13 protein-coding genes are annotated in these 16,496 nt (G+C 62.5%); 10 read left to right on the top strand and 3 right to left on the bottom strand.

The genetic code is table 11. From position 1 onward, the window contains the following. Positions 1-21 precede the first annotated feature (21 nt). The 6 genes from CAG22_RS16125 to CAG22_RS16100 are packed head-to-tail and all read left to right on the top strand — an operon-like array spanning position 22 to position 9,216. Positions 22-2,892, top strand: coding sequence for an aminotransferase class III-fold pyridoxal phosphate-dependent enzyme (locus CAG22_RS16125; RefSeq protein ID WP_085705779.1), 2,871 nt, complete (start codon positions 22-24; stop codon positions 2,890-2,892). A gap of 9 nt (positions 2,893-2,901) precedes the next feature. Further along, positions 2,902-3,639, top strand: coding sequence for a 3-oxoacyl-ACP reductase family protein (locus CAG22_RS16120; RefSeq protein ID WP_085588309.1), 738 nt, complete (start codon positions 2,902-2,904; stop codon positions 3,637-3,639). Further along, complete coding sequence (locus tag CAG22_RS16115) at positions 3,636-4,400, top strand: SDR family NAD(P)-dependent oxidoreductase (RefSeq protein WP_023662732.1); 765 nt, start codon at positions 3,636-3,638, stop codon at positions 4,398-4,400. The genes CAG22_RS16120 and CAG22_RS16115 overlap by 4 nt, the downstream gene beginning before the upstream one ends. A gap of 2 nt (positions 4,401-4,402) precedes the next feature. Continuing rightward, the gene (locus CAG22_RS16110) at positions 4,403-5,686 is read left to right on the top strand and encodes a DUF1302 family protein (protein ID WP_085705778.1); all 1,284 of its coding nucleotides are present in this window, start codon (positions 4,403-4,405) and stop codon (positions 5,684-5,686) included. Positions 5,687-5,736: 50 nt separating this feature from the next. After that, complete coding sequence (locus CAG22_RS16105; RefSeq protein WP_085705777.1) at positions 5,737-6,573, top strand: outer membrane lipoprotein-sorting protein; 837 nt, start codon at positions 5,737-5,739, stop codon at positions 6,571-6,573. Between the two features lie 33 nt (positions 6,574-6,606). Then, positions 6,607-9,216 (top strand): RND family transporter, encoded by a 2,610-nt coding sequence (locus CAG22_RS16100; RefSeq protein WP_085705776.1) that lies wholly within the window; start codon positions 6,607-6,609, stop codon positions 9,214-9,216. Between the two features lie 69 nt (positions 9,217-9,285). Here CAG22_RS16100 and CAG22_RS16095 read toward each other — a convergent pair whose 3' ends face one another. The 3 genes from CAG22_RS16095 to prpR all read right to left on the bottom strand — a co-directional run bounded on the left by CAG22_RS16095 (position 9,286) and on the right by prpR (position 12,806). Further along, on the bottom strand, positions 9,286-9,669 hold the full coding sequence (locus CAG22_RS16095) for a MerR family transcriptional regulator (RefSeq protein WP_003253954.1): 384 nt from the start codon (positions 9,667-9,669) through the stop codon (positions 9,286-9,288). Between the two features lie 164 nt (positions 9,670-9,833). After that, the gene (locus tag CAG22_RS16090) at positions 9,834-10,412 is read right to left on the bottom strand and encodes an NAD(P)H-dependent oxidoreductase (protein WP_085616371.1); all 579 of its coding nucleotides are present in this window, start codon (positions 10,410-10,412) and stop codon (positions 9,834-9,836) included. A gap of 447 nt (positions 10,413-10,859) precedes the next feature. After that, complete coding sequence (gene prpR / locus CAG22_RS16085) at positions 10,860-12,806, bottom strand: propionate catabolism operon regulatory protein PrpR (protein ID WP_085705775.1); 1,947 nt, start codon at positions 12,804-12,806, stop codon at positions 10,860-10,862. A gap of 199 nt (positions 12,807-13,005) precedes the next feature. Here prpR and CAG22_RS16080 point away from each other — a divergent pair, with 199 nt between their 5' ends. The 4 genes from CAG22_RS16080 to CAG22_RS16065 are packed head-to-tail and all read left to right on the top strand — an operon-like array spanning position 13,006 to position 16,406. Continuing rightward, positions 13,006-14,064 (top strand): phosphotransferase family protein, encoded by a 1,059-nt coding sequence (locus tag CAG22_RS16080; protein ID WP_085663873.1) that lies wholly within the window; start codon positions 13,006-13,008, stop codon positions 14,062-14,064. Beyond that, entirely contained in the window at positions 14,061-14,417 is a 357-nt protein-coding gene (locus tag CAG22_RS16075; protein ID WP_085691875.1) for a DUF6285 domain-containing protein, read from the top strand. The genes CAG22_RS16080 and CAG22_RS16075 overlap by 4 nt, the downstream gene beginning before the upstream one ends. Positions 14,418-14,466: 49 nt before the next feature. Next, the gene (locus tag CAG22_RS16070) at positions 14,467-15,639 is read left to right on the top strand and encodes an acyl-CoA dehydrogenase family protein (protein ID WP_085663871.1); all 1,173 of its coding nucleotides are present in this window, start codon (positions 14,467-14,469) and stop codon (positions 15,637-15,639) included. After that, entirely contained in the window at positions 15,639-16,406 is a 768-nt protein-coding gene (locus CAG22_RS16065; RefSeq protein WP_085663870.1) for an SDR family NAD(P)-dependent oxidoreductase, read from the top strand. The genes CAG22_RS16070 and CAG22_RS16065 overlap by 1 nt, the downstream gene beginning before the upstream one ends. Positions 16,407-16,496: the final 90 nt, after the last annotated feature.

The following is a 16,496-nucleotide window of genomic DNA, read 5'->3' as shown; positions in this document are numbered from 1 at the left end:
ACTTTCAGGGATATGACAGTCATGGATTATCGCGATTTCGTTCGGCCCAAATTCGTCGGCCTGCTCCAGGCACTGGGCCTGGAGTGTGAGTTTCAGCGCGCCCTCGGTAGCCAGTTGTTCTACCGCAACCCCAAGGGCGACATGGTCACGGTCACCGACTTTCTCGGCGGTTACGGTGCGGCACTGTTCGGCCACAACGACCCACAGTTTGTCGATCAGCTATGTGGGCTGCTGCGCAGCGACGTGCCGTTCAACGCACAAATGTCGATCCGCGGTGCGGCCGGGCAATTGGGGCGAGAGCTCAGCGACGCCTTCAATCGCGAACTGAAGAACACCGAACGTTATATTTCGACTTTCTCCAACAGTGGCGCCGAAGCGGTGGAAATCGCCGTCAAGCACGCGGAGTTCCGTCGCCAGAAGAACCTGCAAAAGCAGTTTGACGACATCGATTTCACCCTGGCCAACCTGACCGCCAGCGAACGCGCCTACCGCGAGCTGGATGTGTCCGACCTCGACCTGCCTGCAGGTGTCCTGCCGGCCACCCTGAACAGCGTGACCTTGCGCCAGGTGGTTGAAGCCGTTCGCCAACACAACCTGGCGCAGTTGCACATCGAACCGGTATTCGTCGCCCTGCGCGGCAGCTTCCACGGCAAATTGGTCAATACCGTGCAACTGACCTATGGCCGTCAGTACCGCGCGCCGTTTGCCCGTTTTGGTCTGAACGTCGAGTTCATCGACCCCCAGCAGCCCCATCAGTTGCAGGAATTGCCGGCCCGGCACACGCACCATTGGTTGAGCCTGCAATGGGACGGCGAACACCTGAACGTGCTGAAACTGCCGTTCAGCGCGATTACCGCCGTGTTGGTGGAGCCGATTCAGGGCGAAGGCGGTATCAACGAGTTCGCGGCCGAGTTCTACCTGGGGCTGCGCAAGCTGTGTAACGAGCAACAATGCCCGCTGGTGGTCGATGAAGTGCAGTCGGGTTTTGGTCGCGCCGGGACGTTTCTTGCCAGCAGCCAGTTCAACCTGCAAGGCGACTATTACTGCCTGTCCAAGGCCCTCGGCGGCGGCTTGATGAAAATCGCCGCGACGGTGATCCGCAGCAGCCACTACGAGGGCGAGTTCAGCTACATCCACAGTTCGACCTTCGCCGAGGACGATCCGTCCTGCCATATCGCGCTGTCGGCATTGCGCCGGTTGTTCGCCAATGACGACGCGATGCTCAAAGACATACGCACCAAGGGCGCCTACCTCAAAGCCTCGCTCAATGAACTGAAGATGGCCTATCCGGATGTGATCGCCGATGTGCGCGGGCGCGGCTTGCTGGTAGGTTTGGAACTGCACGACCTGAGTGTCAGCAGCTCGCTGGTACAGGCGTCGGCCCAGTACAACGATGCCTTGGGCTACTTGATCGCCGGCTACCTGTTGCAATTCGAAGCGTTGCGGGTAGCACCTTCGGGCAGCAACTCCAACGTGATTCGCCTGGAGCCGCCAGCCTGTATCACCCTGGGCGAAATCGACGGGCTGATCGGTGCCCTGCAACGGGTCTGCGACATGCTGCGCCGTGGCGATGCGTTGCCGTTGGCGGCGGGTATCTGCGCGGACTCGATTCCCGCCGTGCCAGCCCGTCAGGACGATTTTCGGGTGGCCGAGCCCGTTGAAAAAATCGATGCCAAGGTCGAAGTCGTCGCCCGGGTAGCGTTCATCAACCACCTGATCGATGCCGATATCCTCGGTGACGTCGATCCCTCGCTGGCAGCCCTGAGCCCGGAACAGAAACGCACGTTCATCAACCGCACCAAGCCTGAACGCCGCGCTGCGCCAGTCGGCCCTGTGATCATTCGGTCGCGCCTCGGCATGGCGGTGGAGTTCACCTTGTACCCGCTGTGCATGGATTCGGATGCCATGGCCGAGTACATCCTCAGCGGTGACCTGGACAGCATTCGCGACGAAGTCGGCAGGCGTGTCACCGATGCCCGCGCCGACGGCTGCAGCATCGCCGGCCTCGGAATGTACACCTCGATCGTCACCAACAATTGTCAGGCGCTGAAGATTGCCGACATGGCGCTGACGTCCGGCAATGCCCTGACCATCGGCATGGGGCTCGAAGCCATCGAGCAAGGCTGTGTACAGCAAGGCCTGGCACTGCGCGAGCAAACCGCTGCCGTTGTCGGTGCCGCCGGTAACGTTGCCTCGACCTATGCCTCGGTGCTGTCCGCCACCGTCGATCACCTGATTCTGATTGGCAGCGGTCGTGACGGCTCGATTCGGCGCCTGGAGAAAACTGCCCAACTGATTTACGCCGACGCGGCCCGTTCGATCCTCAAGGGCACAGCCGAACACGACCGTTTGGCGCAGCGACTGCTGAGCCTTGATGGTTTTTGTGACTTGTTGCCCTCACATGGACAAAAAGCCGACCTCGGTTTGCACATCGCCCGTCTGGTGGATGAGCGCCTTGGCGCGAACGCTTTCATCACGGTCACCAACGATCTCGACGCCCTCAAGGGCGCACGGGTTGTCCTGTGCGCGGCCAATGCGCCTCAGCCATTCCTCGGCGCCGAACATTTCGCCGAGCGCAGCGTTATTTGCGATATCGCCGTGCCGCTGAACGTTCATCAAGACATGCCGAGCCAACGCGAGGACGTGCTCTACATGCACGGCGGCATCGTCCAGACGCCGTTCGACGACGGCCTGGCGCCCAACGTGCGGGCCTACCTGAAAAAAGGTCAGCTGTATGCGTGCATGGCCGAGTCGGTGTTGATGGGCTTGTCTGGCATGAGCCAGCACGGCTCCTACGGCGATATCAGCCGTGAGCAAGTTCAGCAGGTCCGCGCACTGGCCGCGACCCACGGCTTCACCCTCGCGCAATTCAAAACTCAAAACTCGCTTTAAGGAGCGGTCATGACTCAGAAAATAGCTGTCGTGACCGGCGGCAGTCGCGGCATTGGCAAGTCCGTCGTGCTGGCTCTGGCCGGCGCGGGTTATCAGGTTGCCTTCAGTTATGTCCGTGACGAGGCGTCAGCCGCTGCCTTGCAGGCACAGGTCGAAGGGCTCGGCCGGGAGTGCCTGGCTGTGCAGTGTGATGTCAAGGATGCGCAGAGCATTCAGGCGTTTTTTGAACGGGTCGAGCAACGTTTCGAGCGTATCGACTTGTTGGTCAACAACGCCGGTATTACCCGTGACGGTTTGCTCGCCGCGCAATCGTTGAGCGACATCACCGAGGTCATCCAGACCAACCTGGTCGGCACATTGTTGTGCTGTCAGCAGGTGCTGCCCTGCATGATGCGCCAACGCAGCGGGTGCATCGTCAACCTCAGCTCGGTGGCCGCGCAAAAGCCCGGCAAGGGCCAGAGCAACTACGCCGCGGCCAAAGGCGGTGTAGAAGCATTGACGCGCGCACTGGCGGTGGAGTTGGCGCCGCGCAACATCCGGGTCAACGCGGTGGCGCCCGGCATCGTCAGCACCGACATGAGCGAAGCCCTGGTCGGCGCCCATGAGCAGGAGATCCAGTCGCGGCTGTTGATCAAACGGTTCGCCCGGCCTGAAGAAATTGCCGACGCGGTGCTGTATCTGGCTGAGCGCGGCCTGTACGTCACGGGCGAAGTGTTGTCCGTCAACGGCGGATTGAAAATGCTATGAGCCAGGCACGCACGATTGTGATCACCGGCGCGGCCAATGGTATTGGCCGCGCCGTCGCGGAAAGTTTTGCAGCCCAGGCCGAGCACCTTTTGATCTTGCTTGATCGGGATCTGGCAACCTTGCAGAGGTGGGTCACCGAGGGCGAATTTGCCGCTCGCATCGAAACCCATCAAGCGAACATCGCCGATCTCGCCAGCCTGCAACTTCTGTTCAAGGGCCTGGCCAACCGGGTCGGCTTTGTCGATGTGCTGGTCAACAGCGCCGGGGTTTGCGACGAGAACGAGCCTGAAGATCTGGACAACTGGCACAAGGTGATTTCGATCAACCTCAATGGCACTTTTTACGTCACCTCGTTGTGCCTGCCACTGATGGCGGATGGTGGGCGGATCGTCAACATGTCGTCGATCCTCGGCCGAGCGGGTAAGGTTCGCAACACCGCTTACTGCGCCTCCAAACACGGCATCATCGGCATGACCAAGGCCTTGGCGCTGGACCTGGCGCCACGGCGAATCACCGTCAATGCCATCCTGCCCGCCTGGATCGACACACCGATGCTGCAAGGCGAATTGGCGGCTCAGGCGCGCATCGCCGGGATCACCCACGAGCAAATCCTGCGCAATGCCAAGAAGAAGTTGCCCCTGCGGCGCTTCATTCAGGGCGACGAAGTGGCGGCCATGGTCCGTTATCTGGCGAGCCCGCAGGCGAGTGGTGTTACAGCGCAAAGCCTGATGATCGACGGCGGTGCCGGGTTGGGAATGTAGCCATGGCTCGACTGGGATTGAACCGCGGCCTTTTGGCCGCGCTGGTCAGCCTCGGCTCGCCGGTAGCGATCGCCGAGTGGTTGCCGGAGCATCATGAAGCGGAGATCGGCGTAGCCACGGCCGTGCGTCTGCACGGTGACGACCAGGTCACGCAAAAGGCCGTGTACCTCAAGTTCAGCCTGGAGGATGCCTGGGACAGCGGCTATTACAAGGCCAAGGGCCGAGCCCGGTACGACTTCCGTTATGACGGCAACAACCCCTACAGTGCGCAAGCCCGGGACGATTACCGGGCGACCGCCGATTGGCGGCACCTTTACTGGGGGCTCTACGTCGGTGACGGCGAGCTGACGGTGGGCTGGCAGCAGGTGGTGTGGGGGCGTGCAGATGAATTACGGGTGCTCGATCAGATCAACCCGCTGGACTATCGCGAGGGGGTGATCGGTCTGTTGGAGGACTGCCGCATCGCCGTGCCGATGATTCGCCTGGTGCAGCCGGTCGCCGAGTGGGAGCTGGAAGCGCTGGTGATCACTGATTTCGTGAAAAACCAGGCGCCGGCCGTCGGCAGCGAGTTCGATGCACCGATCTTTGCCACACCCGATCCGCAGATGTTTGTGGTCGATTCGCGGCCCGGTTATGACGGTCACAGTGGCTTCGGTTATGGCGCCAGTGCCAACGGCCGGATCGGCACGGTGGATGTCAGCTTCGTTGCCCTCAACGCCCGCCAGCAGGACCCGGTTTACGCCGTCGAAGGCCAGACCGAAGAGGGCCTGATTCGCCTCGAACGGCAATTCCCGCGCTATTCCATGGGCGGCGCCAGTGTGGCCATCGATGCCGGCCACAGCATCGTGGTACGCAGTGAAGTCGCCTACTTCGACAATTGGCGCGTCACCAATCCTTACCGCGCTTACGGCAGCGACCAGACGGCGATGACCAAGTCGCTGCTGGGCGTCGATTACCTGTTGCGGGACTGGCTGATCTCGACGCAGTGGCAACATCAGCGGCTGCTCGACTGGCAGCCCGGCATGGTCCAGGACAAACGCGACGACCTGTTCACCGTGTCTGCCGAAGGCTCGCAGTTCCAGGATCGCCTCAAGACCCGCCTGGTTTTCGGCATGTCGCCGCCAGCGCAGGACGACAGTTTCGTTCAGGGGATCTTCACCTACAAACCGGTGGACTGGCTCAAGTTGGGGCTCGAAGTCGATGTGTTCTTCGGCAAGCCCGACCGCCAGTTCGGTGCGTACGCCAACCGCGATCAGGTGCGCGTGTCCGCCGGTTATCTGTTCTGACCACACCAGTGCGGTGTGCGAACCACTCAAACAATGAAAAGGAAATCGCGATGTTGCCCATCTTCAAGACCCTGACTGTAAGCGCACTGCTGCTGAGCGCCGCTGCCGCCATGGCAGCTGAAACACCCACGGCCGACGACATCATTCGCCAGGCCCGGGACCGCGATGACGGCAAGAGCTTCATGTCCCAGGTGTCCCTGATCCTGATCGACAAGCAAGGTAAAAGCCGCATCCGCGAGTTCAGCTACCTGCAAAAGGATTACCCGGACAGCGACAAATTCACCATGTATTTCTCCGCGCCGAGTGATGTGCGTGACGTCGCGTTCCACATCGAAAACCCGCGCGAGGCCCTGGGCCTCGAAGACAGCCAATGGATGTATTTGCCCGTCAGCCGACAGACCCGAAGGATTTCCACCACCGACAAACGCGGGGCGTTCATGGGTAGCGACTACTCCTATGCCGACCTCGACAAGATTCGCGCCGAAGACTATCGCCAAACGCTGGTTGGCGAAGAGCAGTTGCAGGGCCGCGATTGCTACGTGATCGAGCGTGTGCCGGCGACGCCTGCCGTGCTGGCCAAGACCGGCTACAACAAGCTCAAGGTCTGGGTTGACAAGAAAAACTCACTGGTGCTGCGCCAGGACTTCTTCGATGTAAAAGGTGTGATGTTCAAGCAGATGCGCACTCTGAAGACTGAAACCATCGACCAGATCGACAGCATTACCTTCAGCGAAACCGAAGACTTCATCGCCGGTACGCGCTCTCAGCTGCGTTTCAACCAGTTGCAGTACAACGTAGCGCTGGACGACCGCCTGTTCACGCAGACCGCGATCAAGCGCGGGCTGAAAGCCGGCGACTTGCCGGAATACGCCGTGTCTGCCCGCTAAGCGCCGCTCTCGATTCATCTGGAACCCTCATTCATGGAAAGATACCTGAACTTCGTCGAGCGCCATGCGCGGGCAATTGTGTTCGTGCTGGTGGCGATCACCGCCTACTTCACCTACACCCTGGGCGCGCTGATGTCGGACACCAATCCGTATCTGCTCAAGGACACTCACCCGGCGCGCAAGACGATCATTGATTTGCAGCGCGAGTTCACCGGCACATATGACTCGGTCATGGTGGCGCTGAGCAACCCCGAGAGTGTCTTCAACACCACGTCGCTGAACGCCCAGTTCGAGTTGTCCCAGGCCATACGCCGGCTGATGCTGGCGAACGATGAGGACCGTGTCGAACTGCAGCGCATCGTTGGCCTCCACAGTGGCGATCCCGATGCCCAGGCCTTGCTGGTGCAGATCCTCGCCGAAGGCTTTTCACAGAACGATTACGCTGCCGCCAAAGCGCTGCGCGACCATGGGATTGCCCGGCACTGGGACAGCCACGACCTGCAGTTCCTGAGCTTTCTTGCCGAGCGGCTCAACCCGATCCAGGAAATGGCCTCGATGGCTGACCTGGAAAACATCAGCTTGAGTGCCGATGGCGAGTTGTGGATCCACAAGACCCTGCACGCCCTGGATATGGACCCGAGCAAGGTCGAAGCGCAGATCATGGGCAACGAGCAGATGGTTGGTGGCGTCGTCTCGGCGGACAAGAAAGTCGCCATGGTCGTCGCCGAACTGGGCACCAAACAGGACGACGCTCAGGCCCAGTTGCGTGCCTATCACCAGGTCCGCGAGATCATCGCGAAGTACCAGGCCGCTCACCCGGAGTTCACCGATGAGGTGTTCATCGCCGGCATGCCGATCTTCATTGCGGCCCAGCAGGAAATCATCGATCACGACCTGGCGATGCTGTTCCCGATCGTATTCCTGTTGGTGACCTCTCTGCTGGTTTTCTTCTTTCGCAAACCACTTGGCGTGGTGCTGCCGCTGTTCAATATCCTGTTCTGCACCATCTGGACCCTTGGCCTGATGGCGCTGCTGCGTGTGCCGATGGACTTGCTCACCAGTGTCTTGCCGGTGTTCCTGTTCACCATCTGTTGTGCCGATGCGATCCACGTCATGGCCGAGTATTACGAACAGCTCAATTCGGGCAAGTCTTTCCGCGAAGCCAACCGTGAAACCCAGCGCCTGATGGTCACGCCCGTAGTTCTGACAACGGTCACGACTATTGCGACGTTCTTGATTTCCACCACCAACAACATTGTCAGCATCCGCAACTTTGGCGTGTTCATGTCCATTGGCCTGACGGCGGCGCTGATCATCTCGTTGCTACTGATTCCGGCGTGGATTTCGATCTGGGGCAAAGATGCCGTCCCGCGCAAAGTGCAACTCAAAGAGTCGCTGATCTCCCACTATCTGGTGGTGTTCTGTGCCTGGCTGATTCGCTGGCGCAAGCCGGTATTGCTGGTGACCCTGCCGTTGTTGGCGATGATGACGGTGTTCACGTTCAAGGTGGATATCGAAGACTCGGGCATTGCCTACTTCAAGAAGGATAGCCCGGTGCGGATGTCTGACGAGTTCATCAACCGGGCCGGGGTCGCGGGTACGTCGCCGGGCTGGATCGCTTTCGACACCAAGACTCCGCGTGGCGCGCTGACCACTGAAACCGTGCAGTTCCTCGAACGTCTGGACCAGTTCATCAGGGCCCAGCCGAACGTGAGTTACACCTATTCGGTGGCGACCTACATCAAGCGCATGAACCTCGTGCTCAACGACATGAACCCTGCTTTCCTGCGGGTGCCGCAGGCGGTGGAGCAGGTGACGGTGGTCGATGATGACGGGAAACCGGAGACCTTCGAAGTCGATGGCAACTCGCTCATCGAGCAACACATCATGATGTTCGAGAACGGTGGCGGCACTGACTTGCAGAACGTGCTCAATGCCGATTACTCGAAGGCGGTGACGCTGTTCACCATGACCTCCTCTGTGGCGGGCGATTACCAGGCGATGCTCGATAAACTGGACGCCTGGCTGGCGATCAACAAACCGGCCAACCTGCAAGTCACCCATGCCGGTACGCCGTACGTATGGACCGGGGTGTTGCAGGAAATCACCCAGGGTCAGGTGCTGAGCTTCTCGCTGGCGTTGCTGGCCGTGACCTTGATGATGATGTTCTGGCTCAAGTCAGTACGCCTGGGCATCCTCGGCATGCTGACGTTGCTGACCACGTCGGTGACGGTGTACGGCAGCATGTACCTGTTGGATATCGAGTTGAACATCGGTACCACACTGGTGACGTTCCTGGTGGTGGGCGTCGTGGATTACGCCGTTCACCTGCTGTCACGGATCAAGATGCTGGTGCAGAAGGGCATCGAGGTCGACGAGGCCATCCTGGCGGCCATGCAGGGCGTCGGGCGCTCGACGGTGGTCAATGTCGTGATCTTCTCGATGGGCTTTGTCGCGCTGCTGTTCTCCGCCTACAAACCCGTCATTGACCTGGGGGTACTGGTGATACTGGCGCTGTCATCCAGTGGCTTCATGACCATTTTGTTGGTCACGCTGATTTCGCCGTGGTTCTTTGCCTCGATTGTGCCGCAACCAGCAGTGCAAGAGGGCGAGCAGCCGCGGGGTGAGGCTGTGCCAGGCTAAATCGCCGGGGCGCCTGCGTGTTGAAAACGGCACGGGGCGCCATGGCCGTTCAGGGGCGGCGGTGCGGATTCAGCGGGCTTTTTCCAGGTGTTCGAACTGGCATTGCATCTGAGCATCTTTGAGGCTCAGCTCAAACTCTACCAAGCCGTCATGCACTTGCTGCAAGGCCTGGATCTGCCCCATCAATTCCTGCTTTTTGTTATCGATGGCCTGCATGGCCAGATCCCAGGGCAGCTCCTGGCCGCGATGATCCTGCAGAATGGCCTGCATTTCCTTGAGTTTGAAACCGAGTTGCTGAGCACATTTGATGAAGGTCAGCAGCTCTACGCTTTGCTGGCTGTAGATGCGGTACTTGCCTTCGCGTTGCGGGGGGGGCAAGAGGCCGATTTCTTCGTAATGTCGAATGCTTTTGACGGTGGTGCCCGACAGCTGGGCGGCTTTGCCGATGTACATGAAAATCCCTTTTTGACGCATCAGAAGCGAAAAGATGTCGCGCGCTCGCACAGGCGCGCGACATCTTTGCACAAGCGTCAGGGGGTTGGAAGCCAAGTTGGACAAGGTGTCGCAGCAGGGAGGCTCGGCTGGGTAGCGCAGGGGCACGATACGACCGGGGCCGATCAGCGGCTGGCGACTGCCTGGACTTGTTTGAGCCAGGCTTCACGCTGTTCCGGCCTGGAGCCCAATACCGGACCGAAGGTCAGGGTTTTCAGGGGTTTTATGCCGCAGAACTCCAGGGTGGTCTTGCGCATCTGGTGCAGGCCCGGCATGCGATACACCCACCGGTAGTACCACGGCGGCGTGTCCATGGTCACCAGAAGGTGAGCTGTGCGGCCCTTGAGCAGCTTATCCGGGAAGGGCGAGCCCTTGCGGTACTTGAAGGCAAAACCGGGCAGAAACACGCGGTCGAAGAACCCCTTGAGCAGCGCCGGAATGCCGCCCCACCAGATCGGGTACACCAATGTCAGGTGTTCGGCCCAGGTAATGTCGTTCTGTGCGTTGATCAAATCGGGCTCAAGCAACTGGACCTGGTTATAGCCATCGTGCAAGACCGGATCGAAATCCAGGGTGTCCAGGCGCAGCAGGCGCACCTCATGGCCTGCTTGCGTGGCGGCCTCGACATAACGTTCGGATACAGCGCCGCAAAAGCTGTCGTTCGAAGGGTGGCCGAGGATTACGAGCATGCGTTTGCTCTTCATGACGAACTCCAGGTGATGAAGAGCCAAGGGTAAAGTCTGCCCCTTACGGTAGAGTCAAGCGTTGCCGGTTAGCGGTAGAGACAAACAGTTCAGCAGCGCTCGGGTGTAGCCCGGCAAATCGTCGAATGAGTGGGCGCAGGAACGTAATGTGTCAGGATCCCCGAAGAACATTTGGACAGGGCTCTAGAGCGGGATTTCTGGATTACAAAAGCAGAAATGTACCCCCAGAAATACCCTTCGATACCCTCAGTAGGATACGCGATCGAGAATGGCGATTTCGGCTAGCCATCGATGTGGTATACGGTGGGCATCAGTGCATCTCCAAGGTGCAGTGGCTGGAAACTGGGCGGGCCCGCGCCTGTACTGGAGCGCTCCTGACTAACATCTTCCGTCGACGTGGAACGATACTCAATCGGTAATTGGCCGTTGGGTGGCCAAGTACCTGATTCACCGCACTGACCTGAGCCTTCGCCATAACGTGGTCCGACTGATTCCCAAAACCCGCGCCGCTTCGTCGAGATTGCCCTGGCAGTTGTCCAGGGTTTCCTGCACATGCCGCAGTTGGGCGGCCTTGCCGATGCTGTGCAGGTCCGACTCCCGGGAGGGCCTGGCACGGCTGGTTGGCGCGACACTTTCGCACAGCTCGGGCAGCACCCGCGCCAGATACTGTTCGTTCACGCCATGCTCCCCCAGCAGCTCGCAGGCCGAGAGCATCGCCCGCTCGATCACGTTCTCCAGCTCACGCACATTGCCTGGCCATCCATAACGTGCCAGGTAAGGCAGCAGGGCGCCTGGCACCTCCGCCGCGCCAGGCGGCTGACCCTGGACCAGCAGGCGCTGGCTAATGCCTCGACAGATCAGGGCGATATCCTCGGGGCGCTCGCGCAAGGGCGTGGTCTGTAGGCGCAGGATGTTGAGCCGGTAATACAGGTCGGTACGAAAATCGCCATCTTGTATCGCAGCACTCAGGTCCTGATGGGTGGCGGCGATGATGCGCACATCGATCGCGATCGGCTCGGTGCCGCCCAAACGCAGCACCTCGCGCTCCTGCAGTACCCGCAACAAGCGCGTCTGCAGTGACACGGGCATGTCGCCTATTTCGTCGAGGAACAGCGTGCCACGGTGAGCCACTTCGAACAGGCCGGGCTTGCCGCCCTTGCGCGAGCCGCTGAAGGCGCCTTCCTCATAGCCGAACAGTTCGCTTTCCAGCAGCGACTCGGGGAATGCCGCGCAGTTGATGGCTACGAAGGGGCCATGCCCGCGCGGGCTTTCGTTATGGATGCCCTGGGCCAGCAGCTCTTTGCCGGTACCGCTTTCACCGGTGATCAGGATGGTTGACTGGCTGGCGGCGAAACGCCTGGCCAACTGCAGCATTTCACGATTGGCCCGGCTGTTGCCGTCGAGCTGCTCAAGCCGGTAGCGGGCAGTGAAGGCGCCGGGGCGGCGGGTGGAGCGGATGCGTTGATCCGCGCGCTGCACGGCGGTGGTGTCCTGGCAGGTCAGGACGAGGCCGGTGCGCTGGCCGTTCTCCAGGATCGGCAGCAGGTTGCTGACCACGGCATGTGAGCCGAGCCGGATCACCCGGTTTTCTTCGCCGCCCTGTGCAAACGCGTGCTGCAGGTCCAGTTCCGGGCACAGCTGCTGCAGCGGACGGCCCAGCGCGGCGCTGAGTGGCAAGTCCAGCAGGTGGGCCAGGGCCGGGTTGAGCGACTGCACCACGCCCTGGTTGTCGACCGCCGCCACGCCGGTGGGGATGTGTTGCAGCACGGCGTTCAAGTGCCGGCGCTTGGCGATCTCGATGCGTTGGCTGTCGAGAATGCCCAGGGCCTCTTCGAGCGCCTTGCGCACCGTGTCCTCGCTCAGCGACAGCACGCCGTGCAGGCCGGCCTGTTCTGCCAGCTCCACCACCGTCGAGGAACCGATGATGCTGCGACACCCCAGCCGGGCGGCCTGTTCGACTGCTTGGCGCGCTTCTTCCAGGGAGGTGTAGGCGGCCTGGTGAACCTGCACCGTGAACAGCGCGGCCATGGCCTTAAGGCCCTGGTCGATGCGGTTGTAGCTGAGCAAGGCCACTTGCGAGGCATGCTCGCGCGCCTGCCCCAGCGCCCGCAGCAGGTCATCGCCACCCACGCGCATCGTCAGTACCGGGCGCGCCAGGTGCTTGCGCAGGTAGGCGGCAGTGGCCCCGGCGCAGATGAATACGTCGGCTTCACCGCGCAACTCCAGTTCGCGGGCGACTTGCAGCGCCTCGGTCACCGAGGTGTCGAGCACTTCGATGTGGGTGTCGGGGTAGTCCGCGGCGAGTGCGGCCACCATTTGCGCGAGGCGGCTGCGTTGCCGGGGGCGCTGCAGGTGGCTGATCAGCACGACGACCTGGGACGTGGGGGAGTGCATGGTGGCGCCTGTTCAGAAATGAAATGTTTCCATCGTGAACTAATTTGTTTCACATATGCAATAAGGCGCCTCGTCAGGCTTTCCCATGAAGCGCTGCAAGCCAGGTGTGACGGGCTCTGCAGGTGTGCCTGGCAAAGTTGGCCCGGGCGTTGCTCTAGCTGACCTGCCCACTTGAAACCGAAGGCAGGACCATTGATTCATGAGCAGTTCCTCTACGACTTGTCCGGCAGGCGACGCGCTCGCGGTCTCGGCCGATGAGCAGCGCCTTGTCGACTTCATCCGCGAGCAGGCAACGGCAACACGCGTTGTCATGCAAACCCGCAAGCGCCTAAGCGGCGGTGCCATCCAGGAAAACTGGCTGCTTGAACTACTGATCGAGGGCGGCCCCTGGGCCGGTGCCCGGCGCTGGGTGTTGCGCAGCGACGCGCTGTCCGCGCTGCCGGCCAGCCTCGACCGCGCCCAGGAGTTCGCCGTGTTGCAGGTGGCCCACCAGGCCGGGGTGAAAGTGCCGCGGCCGCTCTGGCTGTGCCGAGATACCCAGGTCCACGGGCGGGTGTTCTTCCTGATGGAATACGTGCCGGGGGTTGCTGCCGGGCGGTTGCTCAGCGCAGGGGCGGGCGCCCAAGGTCAGGCCCGGCTGGCGGAGCAGCTCGGCGCCAACCTGGCGCGCCTGCATCAGATCCGCCCGCTGAGTGTGGCATTGGACTTTCTGCCCGTGCCGCAGCGTTCGCCGGCCTTGGCCACCGTCGATGCCTACCGTCGTTACCTCGACACCCTCGACGATGCCTACCCGGCGCTGGAGTGGGGCCTGCGCTGGTGCGAGCTGCATGCCCCGCGCGACAGCCGTCTGTGCCTGCTGCACCGCGACTACCGCACCGGCAACTACCTGGCCAGCGAGCAGGGGCTGGAGGCGGTGCTGGACTGGGAGTTCACCGGCTGGGGCGACCCATACGAGGACCTGGGCTGGTTCACCGCCCCCTGCTGGCGTTTCACCCGCCCTGACCTGGAAGCCGGCGGCATCGGCCAACTGGCGGACTTCCTGCGTGGCTACCACCAAGTATCGCCACTGTGGATCGAGCCCGGCCAACTGCGTTACTGGCAGGTCATGGCGACCCTGCGCTGGGCGGTGATCGCCCTGCAGCAGGGGCAGCGCCACCTGTCCGGCGAAGAGCCTTCCCTGGAGCTGGCACTGACTGCGCGCCTGCTGCCCGAGCTTGAACTCGACATCCTGAACATGACCGGAGCCGATGCGCCATGACCCAGCCGCACGCCCATGAACTACTCGAAATCGCCCGCCAGACCTTGCTGGAGCAGGTATTGCCGGCGCTGCCCGGCGAGCTGCGCTACCCGACTTTGATGATCGCCAATGCCATGGCCATCGCCGCCCGGGAGAACCGCCTGGACGCCGTCGTCAGCCTTCAGGAGCAGACGCGCCTGGCCGCGCTGATCGATGCGCCCGCCCCGTCATTGCAGGATGCCCGCGGCCAGCTGGCGCGGGCGATTCGCCAGGGGCGCCATGACGCCCCGCACAGTGCTCGCACCCTGGTCGAGACGCTGCGCCAGGTAACGCTCGACTGGCTGGCGATCAGTAACCCCAAGGCCGTGCGCTGAGCGCGGCGAGCCCTAGTTTCAAGACCGACACGTACGAAGAAGGAAACCCATGAATTTCGCGCTCCCAGACGAACTGCTCGAACTGCAGGCCAGAACCCGCACCTTCATTGCCGAACAGGCCATCCCGTTCGAAAACGACCCACGCCAGGATGGCCACGGCCCCAGCGACGCCCTGCGTCGAGACCTGCAGGCCCGCGCCCAGGCCGCAGGCCTGCTGACGCCCCACGCCAGCCGCGAAATGGGTGGGCTGGGCCTGAGCCATGCGGCCAAGGCCATCGTCTTCGAAGAGGCCGGCTACTCGCCCCTGGGCCCGGTGGCGCTGAACATCCATGCCCCGGACGAAGGCAACATCCACCTGATGGACGTGGTGGCCACCGAAGCGCAGAAGGACCGCTGGCTGCGGCCTTTGGTCCAGGGGCATGTGCGTTCGTGCTTCGCCATGACCGAACCGGCGCCGGGCTCGGGGTCCGATCCGTCGATGCTGCGCACCACCGCCACCCGCGATGGCGACGACTACCTGATCAACGGCCGCAAATGGTTGATCACCGGGGCCGACGGCGCCGGGTTCGCCATCATCATGGCGCGCATGGAAGATGGCTCGGCGACCATGTTCCTGTCCGACATGCAGCGTGAAGGGATCGTCCACGAACGTCAGCTGGATACCCTGGACAGCTGCTTCACGGGTGGCCACGGGCAATTGCGCTTCGACAACCTGCGGGTGCCGGCCAGCGATGTGCTGGGCGAGATCGGCAAGGGCTTCCGCTATGCCCAGGTGCGCCTGGCCCCGGCGCGCCTGACCCACTGCATGCGCTGGCTCGGTGCCGCACGACGGGCCCATGACATTGCCTGCGACTACGCGCGCACCCGCGACGCCTTCGGCAAGCCGCTGGGCGAGCACCAGGGCGTGGGTTTCATGCTGGCCGACAACATGATGGACCTGCATGTGGTGCGCCTGGCGGTGTGGCACTGCGCCTGGGTGCTCGACCAGGGCCAGCGCGCCAATGTCGATTCGAGCATGGCCAAGGTGATCAGCGCCGAGGCGCTGTGGCGGGTGGTCGACCGTTGCGTGCAGGTGCTGGGCGGGCGCGGGGTGACCGGGGAAACCGTGGTGGAGCGGATCTTCCGCGACATTCGCCCGTTCCGCATTTATGACGGCCCGAGCGAAGTGCACCGCATGAGCCTGGCGAAGAAACTCCTCGACCAGCGCCCGGGAGCCCACTGATGCAGCCGACCCTTGCCCGATTGTTCGCCCTCGATGGGCGCCGCGCCCTGGTGACCGGCGCCTCCAGCGGCCTTGGCCGACATTTCGCCAGCACCCTGGCGGCGGCCGGAGCCGAGGTGGTGGTGACGGCCAGGCGCCTGGCGCCGCTGCAGAGCCTGGTCGAGTCCATCGAGCTGGCCGGTGGTCGCGCCCGGGCCCTGGCCCTGGATGTCACCTGCCGCGACGATGTGTGCCGGGTGCTCGACGCCGCCGGCCCGCTGGATGTGCTGGTCAACAACGCCGGGGTGAGCGACAGCCAGCCGCTGCTGGCCTGTGACGACCAGAGCTGGGACCGGGTGCTCGACACCAACCTCAAGGGCGCCTGGACCGTGGCCCAGGAGTGCGCCCGGCGGATGGTCGCCGAGGGGCAGGGCGGCAGCCTGATCAATGTCACCTCGATCCTCGCCAGCCGCGTGGCCGGCGCCGTCGGCCCTTATCTCGCGGCCAAGGCCGGGCTTGCCCACCTGACCCGCGCCATGGCCCTGGAACTGGCGCGCCATGGCATCCGGGTCAACGCCCTGGCGCCGGGCTACGTGATGACCGAGCTCAACGATGCGTTCCTGGCCGGCGAGGCGGGGGAGAAGCTGCGCGCGCGTATCCCAAGCCGGCGCTTCAGCCAGCCACAGGACCTGGACGGCGCCTTGCTTTTGCTGGCCAGCGATGCCGGGCGGGCCATGAGCGGCGCCGAGATCGTGGTCGATGGCGGGCATCTGTGCAGCAGCCTGTGAGCTGACCCGGACCCAAGCCTGAGGCGAGAACAACAATAAGCAGGAGATGTGTATGTACCTTCAATGCCTGGATAACCTGTCGATGGGGTG

The organism is Pseudomonas sp. B8(2017) (assembly GCF_002113575.1).
GTDB lineage: Bacteria > Pseudomonadota > Gammaproteobacteria > Pseudomonadales > Pseudomonadaceae > Aquipseudomonas > Aquipseudomonas putida_Z.
Note: the sequence above shows the minus strand (reverse complement) of the source record. Positions and strands in the feature narration are given on the sequence as shown.